Annotated in this window: 15 protein-coding genes and 1 tRNA gene; 9 read left to right on the top strand and 7 right to left on the bottom strand. The window is 64.0% G+C overall.

Annotation, left to right across the window (positions count from 1 at the left end; all coding sequences use genetic code 11):
• Window positions 1-5 precede the first annotated feature (5 nt).
• The 5 genes from ISN75_RS18885 to ISN75_RS18865 form a co-directional block, all read right to left on the bottom strand.
• Entirely contained in the window at window positions 6-2,936 is a 2,931-nt protein-coding gene (locus ISN75_RS18885; RefSeq protein WP_343817535.1) for an RHS repeat-associated core domain-containing protein, read from the bottom strand.
• Between the two features lie 5 nt (window positions 2,937-2,941).
• Window positions 2,942-4,501 (bottom strand): DUF6531 domain-containing protein, encoded by a 1,560-nt coding sequence (locus tag ISN75_RS18880; RefSeq protein ID WP_343817533.1) that lies wholly within the window; start codon window positions 4,499-4,501, stop codon window positions 2,942-2,944.
• Between the two features lie 412 nt (window positions 4,502-4,913).
• Complete coding sequence (locus tag ISN75_RS18875) at window positions 4,914-5,636, bottom strand: hypothetical protein (RefSeq protein WP_343817531.1); 723 nt, start codon at window positions 5,634-5,636, stop codon at window positions 4,914-4,916.
• A gap of 679 nt (window positions 5,637-6,315) precedes the next feature.
• A complete protein-coding gene (locus tag ISN75_RS18870) occupies window positions 6,316-6,525 on the bottom strand; it encodes a hypothetical protein (RefSeq protein ID WP_343817529.1) in 210 nt (69 codons plus the stop codon).
• 108 nt (window positions 6,526-6,633) lie between these two features.
• The gene (locus ISN75_RS18865; RefSeq protein WP_343817527.1) at window positions 6,634-7,680 is read right to left on the bottom strand and encodes a tyrosine-type recombinase/integrase; all 1,047 of its coding nucleotides are present in this window, start codon (window positions 7,678-7,680) and stop codon (window positions 6,634-6,636) included.
• Window positions 7,681-7,767: 87 nt separating this feature from the next.
• Here ISN75_RS18865 and dusA point away from each other — a divergent pair, with 87 nt between their 5' ends.
• From dusA to ISN75_RS18845, 4 genes are all read left to right on the top strand, one after another.
• Window positions 7,768-8,787 (top strand): tRNA dihydrouridine(20/20a) synthase DusA, encoded by a 1,020-nt coding sequence (gene dusA / locus ISN75_RS18860; RefSeq protein ID WP_343818250.1) that lies wholly within the window; start codon window positions 7,768-7,770, stop codon window positions 8,785-8,787.
• A gap of 168 nt (window positions 8,788-8,955) precedes the next feature.
• Window positions 8,956-9,189: a PepSY domain-containing protein gene (locus ISN75_RS18855; protein ID WP_243868157.1), complete on the top strand. Its 234-nt coding sequence runs from the start codon at window positions 8,956-8,958 to the stop codon at window positions 9,187-9,189.
• Window positions 9,189-9,881: a response regulator transcription factor gene (locus ISN75_RS18850; protein ID WP_026635803.1), complete on the top strand. Its 693-nt coding sequence runs from the start codon at window positions 9,189-9,191 to the stop codon at window positions 9,879-9,881. The genes ISN75_RS18855 and ISN75_RS18850 overlap by 1 nt, the downstream gene beginning before the upstream one ends.
• A gap of 46 nt (window positions 9,882-9,927) precedes the next feature.
• Window positions 9,928-11,265 carry an ATP-binding protein gene (locus tag ISN75_RS18845; RefSeq protein WP_208399833.1) on the top strand — a complete coding sequence of 446 codons (1,338 nt, stop codon included), beginning with the start codon at window positions 9,928-9,930 and terminating at the stop codon, window positions 11,263-11,265.
• A 3-nt stretch (window positions 11,266-11,268) separates the two neighbouring features.
• Here the strand turns inward: ISN75_RS18845 and ISN75_RS18840 are convergent, their stop codons facing one another.
• Window positions 11,269-12,036: a zinc-dependent peptidase gene (locus ISN75_RS18840; protein WP_168647740.1), complete on the bottom strand. Its 768-nt coding sequence runs from the start codon at window positions 12,034-12,036 to the stop codon at window positions 11,269-11,271.
• A gap of 9 nt (window positions 12,037-12,045) precedes the next feature.
• Window positions 12,046-12,360: a hypothetical protein gene (locus ISN75_RS18835; protein ID WP_243868156.1), complete on the bottom strand. Its 315-nt coding sequence runs from the start codon at window positions 12,358-12,360 to the stop codon at window positions 12,046-12,048.
• A 243-nt stretch (window positions 12,361-12,603) separates the two neighbouring features.
• On the opposite strand from ISN75_RS18835, the gene ISN75_RS18830 reads away from it, so the two are divergent.
• The 5 genes from ISN75_RS18830 (at window position 12,604) to ISN75_RS18810 (ending at window position 17,705) form a co-directional block, all read left to right on the top strand.
• The gene (locus ISN75_RS18830; protein WP_168647741.1) at window positions 12,604-13,575 is read left to right on the top strand and encodes a biotin--[acetyl-CoA-carboxylase] ligase; all 972 of its coding nucleotides are present in this window, start codon (window positions 12,604-12,606) and stop codon (window positions 13,573-13,575) included.
• Complete coding sequence (locus ISN75_RS18825) at window positions 13,572-14,330, top strand: type III pantothenate kinase (RefSeq protein WP_168647742.1); 759 nt, start codon at window positions 13,572-13,574, stop codon at window positions 14,328-14,330. The genes ISN75_RS18830 and ISN75_RS18825 overlap by 4 nt, the downstream gene beginning before the upstream one ends.
• 36 nt (window positions 14,331-14,366) lie before the next feature.
• Window positions 14,367-15,116 (top strand): SPOR domain-containing protein, encoded by a 750-nt coding sequence (locus tag ISN75_RS18820; RefSeq protein WP_168647743.1) that lies wholly within the window; start codon window positions 14,367-14,369, stop codon window positions 15,114-15,116.
• A gap of 41 nt (window positions 15,117-15,157) precedes the next feature.
• Window positions 15,158-15,233: transfer RNA gene (locus tag ISN75_RS18815), tRNA-Thr, on the top strand.
• Between the two features lie 309 nt (window positions 15,234-15,542).
• Entirely contained in the window at window positions 15,543-17,705 is a 2,163-nt protein-coding gene (locus ISN75_RS18810) for a sensor domain-containing diguanylate cyclase (protein WP_168647744.1), read from the top strand.
• The last annotated feature ends 31 nt before the right edge of the window (window positions 17,706-17,736 follow it).

Raw genomic sequence — 17,736 nt, 5'->3', positions numbered from 1 at the left:
GCCTCTTAATGGTAGACGACGCCGATGCCGGCATCTTTTAGCATGTCCAGCACGGACGGTGCTGCTCCGATACGGCCAGTCACCGGGCTGGTAAAGAAATGCCACTCAGCTGAAATAATTTCACCAGTTTGAAGGAGCTCAGCATCCTTGGCGATTTGGGCGCGCGTTGTGCCAGACATTGACAAGTAACCTACTTTCGACTCATAGGCGATGCCTTCGGCAAATTGATCTACATAACGCGCCCCAAGCGAAGTTCGGAAGAACTTCTGCGAGGTTCCTCCCAGGGAGTTTAGGAAGGTTTCACCCACCTTGCCGGTTGATCCAATGCCTGCGTAGGTCTCTTTGACGGCAACGTTAGCTACTACCTTCTCAGTGCACATGGCTCCGGCGCGCCATGCCTGCCATTCACCTGCAGTAAGGACAGTGAGTACCTGCTCCGCAACCGTTGTGCTGGCATAAAGCGCCGACATTCCGTAATGCTCATCGTGCCACGCATTGACCGACGCGTCCCAGGCCGCCTGTCCGGGAACAAGCATGAGCTGCCAATTGTCGCTTTTCTGCTGTGTGCCGAGGAGGTCGAACGCGATCAGTGGATTGCTGCTCACATAACCGTAGGTACTTAACCCGCCATCGAGACCGGTCGGGTCGCTCTGGATGTATCGACCGCAGGCTGGGCAGTAGTCTCGGAAACCGTTATGCACTAAGCCGGACTCGGCATCGAAATACTGCCCAGCGAAGCGCAGATTGAAAACGTAGCCGGTAGGAGCTATGGGCGATTGCTCGCCAAACGGATTGCCTTGCAAGCTCCATTGCCAGAGGGTAGCGCCAGTCGCGTCGGTGATAGCGCGGGGCGTGTTGAGCCCATCGGCGTGAACGTAACTCACGGTGCTGGCGGTACCAACGATATCCACCACGGCAACCGGCATATCGCCCAGCCAGAGGTAGTCCCTGTTCGTGGTTCCGTACTCGCCCACGAGCTGGCTGCTTTCGTCATAAGCAAAGCGTTCGTTGATGGCTTGCGGAAGCGAAGCCGTCTTTGCAATGCGCTGGCCTGCAGCGTTGTAAGTGTAGTTACCAACGGTCTGGCCATTCCGTTGCACTACGATGAGCCGATTCCGCCCGTTGTACCCATAACCAAATGTCTCGCCACCGGTAGCGTTGCCGGTGACGTTGCCGTTGGCGTCGTAGGTGAAGGCGCTGCTGCCGATACTGGTGAGCCAATGGCTATTGGTCTGGTAGCCGTAGGCGCCTGTCGCCAATCCAGCACTGGCCTTGCTGAGGCGGTCGCCGGTCTTGCTGTAGGTGTAGGCCTCGATGGCGATTCCGGACGGGCCGCTGACGCTCGTTAGCCGATATAGGGGGTCGTAGCTGTAGGTCTCGGTGGCGGGATTGGCACCGGGACTGTTACCTAGGGCGATGATGTTGTTCATGACATCGCGAGCAAAGTGCAGGTTCAGCACTGGGCTGACCACGTCAGTGACGGCGTAGTTGGCGTCATAGGTGCGGGTCACTGTCTGTCCGTTACCCAGGATGTAGCTGGTGACGGGGCCAAACGGTAGGTATGTGATACTGGTGACGACGTTTCCTGCACCCGCACCTGTCACGCCGGGCAGAAGAACGGTCATGCTACTGATTCGGCCGGCCGCATCGCGGACATGCTGAACGGATGTGCCGCTGGGGGTCAGTATGCTCGCCACGCGGCCAGCCAGCGTGTAGCTATAACCTATCGCGTCCGTCTGCGTGCCCTGCGTTTGACGCTTCTGCACCATGTTGCCGCGGGCGTCGTAGCAGTACGTAGTAGTAACCGTGTTCTCCACGATCCGGGTCAGCTTGCCAATCGGATACGAGGCAGTGCAGCCGGTCGTAGTATTGGACTCGTCGTAGAAGTACGCGATATTGAGCGAGCTGTCGGTGTATGTCCTGGCCGTCTGACGATTCAGGGCGTCATAGGTGCTTGTGCTCGTCACGCCCTTCGCATCGGTGCGTTGGATGGCATTGCCCGCGGCGTCGTAGACATAGGTGGTCGTGCCGGTATCCGGGCTCTGTACTGATTTGAGGTCATCGAGGCCGTTGTAGCTATAGATCGTATTCAGGCCATCGGGATCGCCCACACCTTCCAAGTGGTCGCTGGCATCGTAGGATGAGACGCTTTGCGTATCCTTCGTTGCCGCGTCAGTGCCGTTGTAGTTGCCAATGGTGCTGACAAGGCGATGCAGCGCATCGTAGCCAAGCTTCCGTTGAACGCCCACTCCGTCGGAACTGTGAGTTGGTTGGCCTGACGCGCTGTAACCATCGGAATAGTTATAGCTCAGGATGGTTCGATTGAGGGCATCGACCACCGTCAGCAATTGACTGAGCGTGTTGTACGTTCGCGAGACCGTTCGTTTTAACGTGTTGGAGCTGTCGAACGTCTCTTCCTTGAGGCGATTGCCGGAGGCGTCCAAGGTGTAGTGGATGCGGTTACCAATGGCGTCCGTAATGTCGGTGACGCGGCCGGCATCATCGTAGGTGTAGTTCGTGGTGACGCCGTCGGCATCTTTGGACTGCGTGACGTTACCGATGGCATCGTAGGTAAGCGTCGTGGTGGCCGGGGTGCCAGCGCTATCGAGCGTCACCGTGAGGGGCCAGCCCTCAGGGGTGTACGTCATGACCGATACGATGCCATTCGGATCGATCGAACGCCCCGGGTTGCCGTACATGTCGTAGGTGTCGTAGCTCGTGACGTGACCCAGCGGATCGGTCACCGTCGCGACACGTCCCTGCGCGTCATAGGTGAAACTGGTGACGTCGCTGACGTCCGTTCGGGGGCCATCCACGGTGGCTACCCAACCCTGGGTGTTATAGGTCTTGGCCGTCGTGCGATCCGGCGTTGTGGCGTGCGCCATGGCCATCAGAAGGCCAAGGCTGACCAGGCTCCATCGAAATCCCTTTTTCATGGTCGTCATTCCTTGGTGGCGTGCACGCTAGTGCTCAGCGGACGGCCCTGGGTGTCATAGGTATAGGTGATGACTCGATCCGCGGTGGTCATCGTCAGGGGAAGGAAGCGCGTAGCGTCCCAGGTGGTGGTGATCGTCCGTTCCTGTGGCGTGCCCTTGGCTTCGATCCGGGTGACTTCGCGCCCCAACGTGTCGTAGGTGTATGTTGTGATGGTGCCAATCGCATCCGTCTTGGTATCGACCTGGCCATTGGCGGTATAGGTGTAGCTGGAGTTGCTGGCCGGGCAGCCGATCGCGGGCTCACCCTGCACCGCCGTTACTCGCTTGACGCCTTGGATGATCTGGTAGTGGTAAATCGTACTGTTACCCAGAGCGTTGGTAACCGTGGTCGTGCCATCCGAGTTGTAGGCGATGGTGACTTTGTCGGCGCCAATAGCGCGCTGGTTGGAGATGGCTCGCCCTTGGGCGTCATAGGCCCAGGTCGCGGACCGGATGCCACGTTCATCCGTGATTCCGGTCAGCAGGCGCGGATTGTTGGGATCGTCATAGATGTAGGTGCGCGAGGTCGTATGGCCTGGCCAGGTCCGGGTGACGGCCTTCATGCGGAACGTCGAGTCGAGCGTATAGGTCATGGTCAATCCGCCGACGATGAGGCTCTGTAGGTAGCCCTGCTTCTTGGCGAACTGGAGGGTATGCCCGCGCGAGTCGGCAACGGTGGCGGTCACCGTCAGGCCGTCCGAAGACGTGACATACGTCAGCGACTGGCTGAGGCTGTCGGCAAACTTCCAACGCGTCAGTTTGCCTTGCGCATTGAAGGTGAACTGCTCATTGGTGGGCGAGGTGTACACCCACAGCCCGCTGACTTTCGTCATGGAACCAAGCTCAGTCGGCTCAGGTGTCGCGACGCCATTGGTCAGCTTGAAGAGCGCTTGACGACCGTCGCTGAAAGTGATGACCAGGCCTTTGGTATTGATGTAGAGCGATGTCTCATAAGTGGATATCCAGCGACCGGAGGCACTGTTGTAGCTACGCTGGAAGCGGAGTTCTCCATCAGCATCGGCGTAGTCCATTTCGGATTCATAGACATTGCCTGTGCCAACGTTGACAGGGTCGCCGCACGAAACGATGCCCGCCACGGCAACGCTGGTGGGATCACCCATTTCCTTACGTGCTTGATCTTGATCCGCCGACTCGCACTGCCCCGATTGGGGGTTGTAGGTCTGATCGGCTGTACAGCCATCGCCGCCGCGCGTGATGGTGTGTGCGAAAGTAGCTGTCGAATTGATGGTGGGGCTGTAGGCGACGGTCGGGCAGTCGTAATAGACGAACTTCGGCGGGTTCGAGTTTGGCGATAGTGTCGGCGCTTTGTACGGCTGCGGTTGCGTGTACGACAGTGCGGCCAGTTTAGGCACGTCCGCCGCATATGCCACCTGACAAGCCTGATCGGGCGTGGTGTAGTGCGTAGCAGAAGCATTAGCCGGATCATCATCCAGCACGAAGTAGAAGTCCTCCGCTAGCACTGTAGTGCTGGCAAAAGTCAGGAGGAGAAGTAAGACAATGCGCATGGTCGGTCCTTCCGTAGACTTGGCAAAAAGGAGCTTTTCTGGAGCATCGGGTGCGCGAAAGAAAGCAGCGTTCGAGACGCTGTCACGCTGCGTTGCGTTGCGTTGCGTTGCGTTAGGAATGAAGCGGCGCGATCCTGGCTGGATCGTTGCGCTGGGGAATTCGAAGAACGCCGGCCTTACGGTGTGAAGAGAGCAATTCGATCATCCTGATCTCCAGATACTTAGCCTTCCTGGTTGCCACGGTGGTCCATGCACCATGGGTAATCTCCCTATGGGCGCTACGCCGCTCATAGGGTGAGTGAAATCCGCGACAAGATGACGATAGGGAGCGTCAAAGAAACGTGAATTGTCTGCTCATTTGCAGCGGTTGGCCCCAAATGACAGGCCCCGCGATGGCGGGGCCTGTCTTGACTCAATCGGGTGCGCCTACGCTCGGCGCTGTCTGCTTGGTTCCGTCGGCGAAGACAATAGTATCCGGTTCAAATTCGAACTTGATCTTCTCGGTGGGAGTGCTTCGCAGTGTCTTATCCGATTGCTCGAACTGGTTGTAATGTTTGGACGCTTGCCAGAGATACTTTGCTCCGGGCTGTATGTCATGGGTGATTGCGACATTTGAGCGAGTGATGATGTCACCGAACATGTCCCGAAATACAGCAGTGCCTTTGACGCCGGCTATGGCTTTGTCAGTTTTGTTCTCTATCGCTATTTCCAACTGAATCGTGTCTTCGTAGGTCCCTTCGCGAAAATTCGATGCTTCATAAGCTTTGGATACCAGAGCTACGGCGACGCTGTTATTCATGCGAGAAATTGCATCGTCGTGTTCTTTTTGCATGGAGGCTTTCAGCGCAGCGGCTTCGGCTTCACGCTGTGCTCTGGCTGCTTCGAACTCCTTCTGCTCTTGAATGGCCTGACCGATAGTCACGCCAATGCCGCTGGGCTTGTCGCCACCAAACGTGTGGCGGAGCGCATACTTGGCGACGAGTTCGCGTTCCTCGTTGGGGAGTTTCTTGATCGCGTCACGCGTTCCTTCATCAATCTTGCTGATATCTGAAGGCAGTTCGTGGTCATGCGGGTTCTGACAGCCGGCTAATGCCAAGAGAGTAGCCAGTGCTATAAATTGCAGCGGTCTTTTCATATCCATATCCCCTGTTCCAGCGCGCCGCTAGGCCAGCGGGCGGGCCTATCTTGTATCAGCGAAACATGAGCGCCAAGGGTCCTTCCAGGCGACCTGGTGGAGCCGCTCGCCGCGCGCGCGGTCGTCCCCCCTCCTCGCCTGCGCACTTCCCCCGTCTCTTTTGATGCAGCGGACGCAGCGCCTCGAACTGAGGAGTGGTGCTGGCTCATCGACGGGGTATGGCGGCGGATCGGCGATGCGAATTGATGCGTCTGGGGGCGTGCTGACCTATTCAGGAGTCTGTGCGCGAGCAGGACACGCGATGAGAGTGACTAGTGGGTAGGGCGCGGGAAAAGGTGATGAAGGTAACCAGGAGCCTCAGTCACGCCCTAACCAATTGATGTTAAAAGATAATGCGAGTCACCTGAAAAGGTAATTTAAGGGTAATCGAAGTTGCCTGAGATCGTTAAGTAACTGAATCTAAAAGACTATGTGTGAGTGAAAAATTACCATCAGTAAAGGTAATCAAATTACTCAGAAATTACCTTTTGGTTACCCTGGCCCAAATCTCGCAACCGTCTGTTATATCGACAAAAACGGGGTTTGTGCGGAGCATGATTACCAAAATTACCCGTTTCCGACGAAGCCACCTATTGGGGACTATATAAGGTGGTGGTGCTCGCTATCGCTTCCCTGCTGCCTATTCGTTTGCCTCCTGCAGCAATGCTGCCAGCTCGACCAACTGCTCCCGTATGTGTGTGGCCATCACGGCCGTGAGCGTTTGCACATGGTCGGGAACTACCACGCCGGCGTGCATCCCCGCGGCCAGGCTCGCGCCCAGGGTCTCGATGGCGTCTACCTGTTCGATCGCGCGATCCAGCGCTGTGAGGATGGTTATGCTGTATTTCACGGCGGTACTCCTTGCCACTAAAAATCCCCCCGGCGTCTATATCGGCCGAGGGAGTGGCAGCCATACGCATCTACTGTGCTGGCGTGTGCGCTGTGTGGCGTGTTTGGCTCAACGGTCGACCAGGTGCTCCGGACGTAGGTGCGTATAGCGTTTGAGCGTTTGCCAGGATTCGTGCAGCGAGAACTGCGCTACTTCATGGATGGCGTAGCCTCGCTCGAAAAGACGTGACGTGGCCTCGTGGCGTAAGTCGTGGAACGTCAGATTTTCAATGTTGAGCACCTTGCATGCACGCGCGAAAGCGGCTCCGATTGACTTCGGGTTGTACGGAAATATGCGGTCTTCGCCATCAACCTCAGGTTGCCTATCGATGATGTTCCAGGCTTCGGGGAGCATGCGAAATTTTTTCCGGTTGCCCTCTTTCATCGTGGGGTGTTTCACGTCATCCAACCAGGCGCAGGGTCGCTCAAAGTTCGAGCGCCGGATCTCCGTTATCTCCTCCTGCCGGCGCGTTGTCAGCACGGCATAGGCGTAGATATCTAACATGGGTATCTGCGCGCGCTTATCGCGTCGCATGAAGTAGTCGCGCAGCGCAATGTCCTCGACGGCCGTAACGCGTCGATCTCGCCACCGAGATTTGCGGATCACCTTCCGTTGCCGCAATTCGTGCCGAGCGTCCGCCAGCAGATCGAGGCGAAGCGGGAGGTTGAGTCCAGCACGTGCCGAGCGGAGCACCTGGCCGATCCATACGAGGTCGTTACCCACTGTGGCGGCGCCTGCGCCGCTTTCGCGTCTGGCCATCACATGGGCGATGTAGTCGGCGGTGGCAAGTTCTGTGGCCACCTTGCTGGCGATATTGCAGCCTTCAATGCGAAGGAGGTCGAAAGCTTTGGTGCGCCCCCATTTGGCAGTGGGGCCAACAGTCTCGCGGTACCATTTAATTAAGCTGGCTAGGGTGGTCTTGGCGCCCTGCAGCGTGCCGCGGGCGCGGTGCTGGTCAAGTTCGGCCTCGCGTCGTCGCATCCATTCCTGGGCGAGCGCTTTGCGGCCGAAGGTCTCCGTCTCGCTATGGATTACCTTGCCGGATTTCTTAAGGCGAATGACCGCCGTGTAGCGCGATTGGCCGTCCTTGCGGCGGCGAGTAAGGATGGTTCCCACGGTGCAACATTTCTCCCTGTGTTGCACTAAATGTTACACCGACACCGGAAAAATGGGTTGAAATTACACAAAATGAGTAGAAGTGCGATGATTTCTTTGGCTCAAGAAAACCGGAATCAGCAAGGCTTGGGCGGCGATGATCACTCGTTTCGTGTATGTGTTGCGCCGATGATGGATTGGACCGACCGCCACTGCCGCTATTTCCACCGCCTGATCTCCCCCCACGCCCGCCTCTACACCGAGATGGTGACCAGCGCCGCCCTGGTGCGCGGCAAGCAGTTGCGCCTGCTCGAACATAGCCAGCAGGAGCACCCGGTGGCGTTGCAGCTTGGCGGCAGCGATCCGGCGGAGCTGGCGGAGGCGGCGCGGCATGGCGCTGCGGCGGGCTATGACGAAATCAATCTCAACGTCGGCTGCCCCTCCGATCGCGTGCAGTCCGGCAAATTCGGCGCCTGCCTGATGCGCGAGCCCGCGCTGGTGGGCGACTGCGTGAAAGCCATGCGCGATGCGGTCGATATCCCGGTTACTGTGAAATGCCGTATCGGCGTCGACGATCAGGACGAATACGCCGACCTGCAGCATTTCACCGAAACCATGATCGCGGCCGGCGTGGAAATCCTGGTGGTGCATGCGCGCAAGGCCTGGCTGCAGGGTCTTAGCCCGAAGGAGAATCGCGAGATCCCGCCGCTGGATTACGAGCGCGTCTATCGCCTCAAGCGCGAATTCCCGCAGCTGGTCATCGTCATCAATGGCGGCATCACCACGGCCGAGCAGGTGCAGGCGCATCTGGGGCAGGTGGATGGGGTGATGCTCGGCCGCGCGGCCTACCACGACCCCTACGTCCTGGCCCGGGTCGAAGCCGCCCTCTACGGCCAGCCGCTGCCGGACCGGGACGACATCCTGCGCCACATGCGCCCCTATATCGAAGCCGAGCTGGCACGGGGCACCGCCCTCAAGCACATCACCCGCCATCTGCTCGGGCTGTACCAGGGCGAGCCGGGTGCGCGCGGGTTCCGCCGGCTGCTCAGCGAGCAGGCCCATCTGCCCGATGCGGGCTGGGAGCTGCTGGAGCGGGCCATGCTGCCCAAGCGGGCTGTAGCGGCGTGACAGCGGGGGGCGATCGGGTCAGTATTCAGGCCCGGTTCCATAGTCTGAACGAGGATAGCCTCCGTTCCCCGGGCTTTTGTTGGCGATATGAAGACAATCCTGCGCATTTCGGCTCTTTTGTTGCTCCTGGTGACCGCTACGGCGGCCGCGCAGGCGCAGGAGCCGTCCATGACGCTCGAGCAGGCCGTGAACCAGGTGCAGCAGGAGACCGGCGGCAAGGTGCTGTCGGCCAGCACCGTGCGGCGCGGCCGCAATGCGTTCGAGCACCGGATCAAGGTGCTCACGCCCTCCGGCCACGTGCGCGTGGTCACCGTGAACACGGAAGCGGGCAAGGCCCCGGCTTCCCCGGAATCCACCAAGAACCCGGCCGGCGACGGCGAGGGCAATAAGGAGAAACACTGATGCGCATCCTTCTGGTAGAGGACGAGGCGCCGCTGCGCGAAACGCTCGCCGCACGCCTGAAGCGCGACGGTTTTGCCGTCGACGCGGCACAGGACGGCGAAGAGGGCCTCTATCTCGGCCGCGAAGTACCGTTCGACCTGGCCATCATCGACCTGGGCCTGCCGAAGATGTCGGGCATGGACCTGGTCAAGGCGCTGCGCGAAGTCGGCCAGCGCTATCCGATCCTGATCCTCACCGCCCGCGGCAGCTGGCAGGACAAGGTCGAGGGCCTCAAGCACGGCGCCGACGACTACCTGGTCAAGCCGTTCCACGTGGAAGAACTGCTGGCGCGCATCAACGCGCTGGTGCGCCGCGCCAGCGGCTGGTCCAAGCCGGTGCTGGCCTGCGGCCCGATCAAGCTGGACACCACCGCGCAGACGGTGTCGGTGGAAGGCAAGCTGGTGGACCTCACCAGCTATGAGTACAAGGTGCTGGAATACCTGATGCTGCACGCGGGCGAGCTGGTCTCCAAGGCCGACCTCACCGAGCACATCTACCAGCAGGACTTCGACCGCGACTCCAATGTGCTGGAGGTCTTCATCGGCCGTCTGCGCAGGAAGCTCGACCCGGAAGGCACCCTCAAGCCCATCGAGACGGTACGTGGACGCGGATACCGCTTTGCCATCCCCCGCAGCGAAAACGAAGGCGAATGATCCCGACCAGCCGCGCCGCCCGTTCTCACTGGCGGCGCGCGCTGCGTTGGCCACCGGCTTCGTGCTGGCGGCCTTTCTTGGCGTCGTCGGCCTTACCCTCTCGCGTTCCAGCGCCGAGACCTCGCTGAAGGAATTGCAGGACCGCCTGCAGAACTACGTGGTTGCCTACCTGGCCGGCACCGAAGTGGGCCGCTCCGGCAAGGTGCTGCTGCCCGATACGCCGCCCGATCCGCGTTTTTCCCAGCCGGGTTCCGGCTTGTATGCGCTGGCCTTGGGCGAGAACGGGGCCAAGCTGGAATCGCCCTCGGCGATCGGGCGCGACTTCGCGTTTCTGAAGCGGCTGGAGCCGGGGCAGAGCCAGTTCGTCGGCCCGATCGATACGCGCATGGGGCGGCTGTACTACTACGCCTACGGTGTGGCGCTGGACACCTCCGAGAAGAAGTCGGTGAAGCTGACCTTCATGGTGGCGCAGGCGGAGGACCAGCTTGAAGGGCAGAACGCTGTAATTCGGCGCAGTCTGATCTTCTGGCTCGCCACGCTGGGCGTGATGCTGATCCTGCTGCAGCTGTTGCTGCTGCGCTGGAGCCTCACGCCATTGCGCAAGGTGGCCAGCGACATGAGCCGGGTCGAACGCGGCGAGGCGGAGCAGCTCGACAGCCGCTATCCGCTGGAACTCACCGGCCTCACCGAACGCATCAACGCCTTTATCGATAGCGAGCGCGAACAGCGCACGCGCTACCGCAACACGCTGGCCGACCTGGCGCACAGCCTGAAGACGCCGCTGGCGGTGATCCGCTCGCGGCTCGAAGCCAGCGACGGCAACATGTCGCGAGTGCGCACCGACGTGGTCGACCAGGTGCGCCGCATGGACGAACTGGTCGCCTACCAGCTCGCCCGCGCCGCCACCACCGGCCGGCAGACCTTCGCTTCGGCCATCCCTATCGCGGGCCACGCGGAAGACCTGGTGCAGAGCCTGGAAAAGGTCTACGCCGCGAAGAACGTGCTGTGCGAATTCGACATCGACGAAGGCGCCGCCTTCTACGGCGAGCAGGGCGACCTGCTCGAACTGATGGGCAACCTGCTGGAAAACGCCTTCAAGTGGGCCGGCCACCGCGTACTGCTGGTGGTGAAAGTGGAGCCGGCCGCCGGCCGCCAGCGCCCGGGCCTGTGGCTGAGCGTGGAGGACGACGGCCCCGGCATCGACGACGACAAGATCGAGAAGGTGCTCCAGCGCGGGGTGCGCGGCGACGAGCGCGTGCAGGGCCACGGCATTGGCCTGTCGATCGTGCAGGACATCATCAAGGCCTACCGCGGCGAGCTGACCGTGGACCGCTCGCCGGAATTCGGCGGCGCGCGCTTCAGCGTGAGATTGCCGCCGAGCTGAGGCTCAATACGGTGCCGGCGACGGGCCGTAGTAAGCGTCGAGCAACGCAGCGACCATCGGGTCGGCGCGCTTGAGCACGCCCGGCTGCGACCAGTGCAGCTCGCTCACCACGGCGAAGAATTCGTCCGGGCCTTCGGCGGCATACGGGTCGATCAGCGTATCGCGGCCGCGCGCCACGTCGTTGGAGAGGTGGTCGTAGGCGCGCTGGAAGGCCACGATCCAGTCGCGCCGGCTGATCTCTTCCGGCAGCGGCGGCACGCCGTCCGGGGCGCCGTCGAGCATGTCGAACTTGTGCGCCATCTCGTGCACGACCACGTTGTAGCCGTCCCAGGGTTGCTCCAGGTCCAGCTGCACGTCGGCCAGGGAAAGAATCAGCGGGCCGCGTTCCCAGGCTTCGCCGATCAGCACGTCGTCCGCCTCGCTCACCACGCCGCTGTGCTCGTCGTGATGGCTGCGGCGCACCTTGAACTCGCCGGGGTAGACCAGGATCTCGCGCCAGCCGCGCAGGCCGGTGCTGCCCTGGCGCAGGGCCGGCAGGCAGGCCTGCAGGGCGATCAGCAGGCGCAGGCGGTCGTCCAGCTCGGCGCCGGCCAGCGGGTGGAAGCGCTTGCGGGCAAGAAAATGGGCGGCGATGCGGCGTAGTTCGTTCTGGCGGTCGTCATCGAGCCGGCGCGCGAGAGGGCACGCGGACAGCGTGCGGCGCCATAGAACGTCGGGAATGGCCGGCGGGTCGAAGCGCGACAGCCACTGTCGCCACCAGGCCCCCGCCACAGGAACGGCTTACTGGATGGAGCCCGGCAGCAGCGACTGCCAGCCCAGGCTGATGCGGCGGCTGCGCTGCGAGCCGGACGAGCCGCTGCCGCCAACGGGGCAGTTCTCGCTGGAAGAGCCGGAAGCCGGGGTGTTCTGCGTATTGCTGTCGCGCGGCACGCCGAGGGCGTCGCCGCCGTTGCCGCTGACTTCGTGGGGGACGGCGCTGTCCACGCCGGAACGCTGCAGGCCGCCCAATTCCTGGGTATCGGCGTCCATGGCCGAAGCGGCACCGATGCCGCTGGCGCCCAAAACACACGCGAACAGGAACTGTCTGATGCCCATGGCGGCTCAACCCCTTGATCCGCAAGCCAAGGAACGGATCGTCGCAGAATCGTCACTAGGATGCCAGTGCCGGGCCTGCGCCGTGCCGGGGCGCGCCAGTCCCACAAGTACTAGGCGCGGCGGATGGCCGGCGGCTACTCGGCGTCCGGCCCACGCTCTAAGATGCCGCCCCATGCACGCGATTGACCCTTCCCTGGCCGGGCCTGCCCCGCGCCGGGCTCACCACGACGGCGGGCGCCCCTGATGCAGGCGCGCGAACTGCTGGCGCTGCTCGCACCGGGCGAGGCCTTGTCGGGCGAGCGCCTGGCCGAGCAGGGCGGGGTGACCCGCGCCGCCATCTGGAAGCAGATCCAGGCCCTGCGCTCGCGCGGCGTGCCGATCGAGGCGCGCGGCGCCGCCGGCTACCGGCTGCCCTGGCCGCTGCAGATGCTGGACGCCGCACGCATCCGCGCGGCCGTGCCGGCGCCGTGGCGCAAGCGGCTGGGCGAGCTGGAGGTGCACTGGGAGCTGGATTCCACCTCCAGCGAACTGCAGCGCCGCGGCGCCGAGCTGCCGGACCTGAGCGTGATGATCGCCGAGACCCAGAGCGCCGGCCGCGGCCGGCGCGGGCGCGCCTGGCTGTCGCCGCCGGGATTGAATCTGTATCTGTCCTGCCTGAAGCGCTTCGACGGCGGCTTCGCCGCGCTGTCCGGCTTGTCGCTGGCAGTGGGGGTGATCCTGCTGCGCGCACTGGAATCGCTGGGCATCGCCGAGGCCGGCCTGAAGTGGCCGAACGACGCGCTGGCCCGCGGCGGCAAGCTGGCCGGCATCCTGGTCGAGCTCAGCGGGGAATATCAGGGGCCGTGCGCGGCGGTGATCGGCATCGGCCTCAACCTGCGCCTCACCGACGCGCTGCGCGAACAGGCCGGCCAGCCGGCCTGCGACCTGGCCACCCTGGCCGGCGGCGAGCCGCCGGAACGCAATGACGTGGCCGCCGCGCTGATCACCGCGCTGGCCGAAGGCCTGACCCGGTTCGAGCGCGAAGGCTTCGCCGGTTTCGTCGCCGACTACGCCGCACGCGACCTGCTGCGCGACGCCCCCCTGCGCGTACAAGGCGCGCAGGGCGTGCTCGAAGGCATCGGCGCGGGCGTGGACGAGCGCGGCGCGCTGCTGGTGAACGCGGCGGACGGCCTGCACCGCGTCGACAGCGCCGACGTGTCGGTGCGCCGCGCATGAAGCTGTTGCTGGATCTGGGCAATACCCGCCTGAAATGGGCCGTACGCGATGGCGCCGCATGGCATTCGCGTGGCGCGGTGAGCTGGGACAGCGACATCGCCGCCGTTTTGAGCGAAGCCTGGCGCGAGCTGCCCGCGCTGGACGACGTGGTGGGCGCCTCGGTGGTCGACGCCGCGCGCGAAGCCGCCGTGGCCGATGCCGTGCGCGCGGCCGGTTCGCTCGCTCCGTTCTGGCTGCGCACCCCGGCCGAAGCCTGCGGCGTGCGCAATGCCTACGACGAACCGCAGCGCCTGGGCGTGGACCGCTTCCTTGCCATGGTCGCCGCCTACGACGCCGGCCATGCGCCGTGCATCCTGGCCGGCGTCGGCACCGCGCTCACGCTGGATGCGCTGGCGGCGGACGGCCGCCATCTCGGCGGCCTGATCGCCCCCGGCCCGCAGCTGATGCAGCAGTCGCTGGTCGGTGCCACCGCGCGGGTGCGCCCGGAACGCCCCGGCGAGGTGCTGGACGCCGCCGCCAATACCGCCGACGCCGTGGCTTCCGGCTGCTGGCAGGCCGCGGCGGCGCTGATCGAACGCTTTGCGCGGCGCATGAGCCACTCCCTGGGTGGCAAGCCTTCGCTGCACCTGGGCGGCGGCGATGCCGCGGCCCTGCTGCCCCTGCTGGAATGTCCTGCCGCGCTGGCGGAGGACGGCGTGCTCCACGGTCTGGCCGTGTGGGCGAATGCGCATCCGGCTGCCTTGCGCGCTCTCTAGAATGGCGCGTTGCCGTTTCCTCACCTGGGTCGTTGCATGGTTCTGCGTCTGCTGTTCGTTCTGCTGATCGCGCTGAATATCGCCGTGGGCGCGTGGCTGTGGCTGGGCCAGGACGACACGCACGGCCGCAGCGCCGCCGACCCGGACGTGCCCACCCTGCACCTGCTGGCCGAGCGCCCCGCGCCGCCGGCCAGCGCGCCCGAGGCCGCCGCCACCGTGCAGGCGCCCGCCACTCCCGCCGCGCCGCCCGCCGCACCGGCCAGCAGCGCCGCCAAGGCACCGGCCCAGGCGCAGGCCGCGCTGGCGCCGACGTCGTCGCGCTCCAACACCTACACCTGCATCTCGATCGGCCCGTTCGCCACGCCGGTGGACCTGCACAACGCCCGCAACGCGCTCACCGCGCAGGCCGCGCGCATGCGCTCGCGCCAGGAGCAGACCACGCAGACGCGCGGCTGGTGGGTCTACCTGCCGGCCAGCGCCAGCCGCGACCAGGCGCTGGCGCAGGCGCGCCGGCTGAGCGCGGCGAATATCGGCGACTACTTCGTGGTCGGCTCCGGCGGCCAGCCCAACACCATCTCGCTGGGCCTGTTCAAGGACCCGGCCAACGCACGCAAGCGCCGCGACGAAGTGGCCGCCGCCGGCTTCCCCGCGCAGATGACCGAGCGCACCGAGACCGTGCCCGAATACTGGCTGGACCTGGCCGTCGCCGAAGCCGCGCACTTCGACTGGCGCAGCCACCTGCGCAACGCCGCGGGCGTCGGTTCGCACAGCACTGGATGTTTCTGAGCGCGTCCGCCGGGAGCGACCTGCTAGACTGCGCCTCCCTCGCCGGCATAGCTCAGTTGGTAGAGCAACCGCCTTGTAAGCGGTAGGTCGTCTGTTCGAGTCAGACTGTCGGCACCACTCCGCGTGATTTTCCCCTCGGATTCTGACTGTGAATCCTTCTCCCGCTGGCGACCCGAAGGTAGTCCCCGTGGGAGAGAAGGTGGCGGCAGCCGGATGAGGGTTCGGGCGCAGCGGCGCACCTCACGCTTGCGCTCCGGCCGTACCCTCACCCCAACCCCTCTCCCGACGGGAGAGGGGCTTTATGTCGCGGCATTTCGGAGTTTGACTCCCTGCCGCGATTCAAAGCGCAGTCCACATTTTTTTCAGCGCCCGCTCGCTATATAAACAACCGCACGGACCCGGCACGCCTCCCCTCAAGGAATTGCGATGCAGTTGCGGACAGACCCGAACCTGCGCTGGACGCGCTGGGCCGAAGCCTCGGCGCTGTTCGTCGCGGTGCTCGCGGCCACGGCGTACTCGCTGCTGCTGACGCGCCATACCGGCAGCAACGTCACCATGTGGATTGCGGACGGCGTCGTGGTCGGCGCACTGCTGCGCGTGTCCGACGAGCGCTGGCCGCGTTATCTGGGCGCCGCGTTCGCGGGTTACTTCACCGGCAAGATGCTGCTGGGCGACCCGCTGATCTCCAGCACCCTGCTGGGCCTGGTCAATGGCGTCGAAGTGATGATCGTGGCGCGCGGCGTGCGCCGCGGCTTCCCGCGCATCCAGGACGACACGCCATTCCTGCGCCTGGGCCAGACGGCGATGCTGTCGACCCTGGCTGCTTCGCTGGTGTCGGCGCTGCTCGCCGCGTTCGTGCTCTACGCCACCGCCGACACCGATTTCTGGACCACCTTCGACTGGTGGTTCCGTTCCCATCTGCTGGGCATGGTGATCGTGGCCACGCTCACCCTGGTGGTGCTCGTGCAGGGCTGGCGCATGCTCGGCCGGCGCGGGCATCGCCTGGTGCTGCTGCGCGACCTGCTGTTGCTGGGCGCGACGACGGTCTTCGTGTTCGCGCAGTCGCGCTATCCGCTGCTGTTCGTGGTGTTCGCGCCGCTGCTCTACGTGGTGATCCGCCACCGCTTTCCGGGGCTGGTGATCGGCGTGGCGGTGGTGACGCTTACCGCCAATATCGCCATCGCCATGGGCGGCGGCCCGCTTGGCCTGATTCCCAACGCCAGCGCAGTGGAGCGTTCGCTGCTGGGGCAGTTCTTTCTCGGCATGGTGTGCCTGGTGGCGGTGCCGATCGCGCTGGCCCAGGCCGATCGCCGCCGCCTGGCGCGGCGCGTGCGCGACAGCGAGGTGCGCTACCGCCTGCTGGCCGACTACGCCAGCGACCTGGTGATGCGCATCGCGCGCGACGGCTCGCGGCGCTACGTATCGCCTTCGATCAAGGACCTGCTCGGCTGGGAGGTCGGCGAGTTCATGCTGCCGCGCCCGGACCTGATCCACCCCGACGACCGCGAACGCGTGGACGAAGCGATGGAGCAGCTCTGGGCCACCGAGCGCATGTCGCTCACCCGTTACCGCTTGCGCCACAAGAAGGGTTATTACGTGTGGATCGAGGCGCTGGTGCGCGTGATGCCCAGCCCGGAACACGCCGGCGAGATGGAGCTGATCTATACCGGCCGCGACATCACCGAAAGCATTGTCGCCGAACAGGCGCTGGCCGACAGCGAGACCCGCCTGCGCCGCATCACCGACAAGGTGCCCGCGCTGATCACCCACATCGGCATCGACGAGCGCTACATCTTCGTCAGCGGCTATGCGCGCGAGATCACCGGGCTGGAGCCGGAGGCGATGGTCGGGCGCAGCGTGCGCGAAACGCGTGGCGCGGCGCTGTACAGCCTGATGAAGCCGCATATCGCGGCGGTGCTGCAGGGCCGCGAAACCACCTTCGAATACGAATTCGAGCGCGACGGCCGCTATTTCTACCTGCAGGCCACCTACCTGCCGGCCACCTCGGTCACCGGCGAGAACATCGGCTTCTATGCGCTGACCACCGACGTCACGCGCATCAAGCTGGCCGAGCAGAAGCTCTCCTTCCTCGCCCATTACGACACGCTGACCAACCTGGCCAACCGCCGCTACTTCACCGAGTGCGCGCATGCGGCGCTGGAACGCGCGGCGGTGACGCGCGCACCGATGCTGCTGATGCTGATCGACGTGGACTACTTCAAGCAGATCAACGACGGCCACGGCCACGCCTCCGGCGACGCGGTGCTGCGCGAGGTGGCGCGGCGCCTGAAGGCCTCCGTGCGCAAGTCGGACCTGGTGGCCCGGCTGGGTGGCGACGAGTTCGTCATCCTGTGCGACGACGTGGACGCCACTTACGCGGCGGAGAGCCTGGCCGGCAAGGTGATCGCCTCGATGGCCGCGCCGATATCGCTCGATGCCGCGCGGCTGAAGGTGACGCTCAGCGTGGGCGCGGCGCTGTGCCGCGACATTGCCTCGCTGGACGAACTGGTGCAGCGGGCCGACGAGGCGCTGTACGAGGCGAAGGAAGCGGGACGCGCGTGTTATCGCCTGGTGGTCGAGCGGCTGTAGCAGCGGCCTGTAAGCAAGACTTCACTTGACC

Source organism: Dyella marensis (assembly GCF_049532885.1).
In the GTDB taxonomy this organism is placed as follows: Bacteria; Pseudomonadota; Gammaproteobacteria; order Xanthomonadales; family Rhodanobacteraceae; genus Dyella_D; species Dyella_D marensis.
Note: the sequence above shows the minus strand (reverse complement) of the source record. Positions and strands in the feature narration are given on the sequence as shown.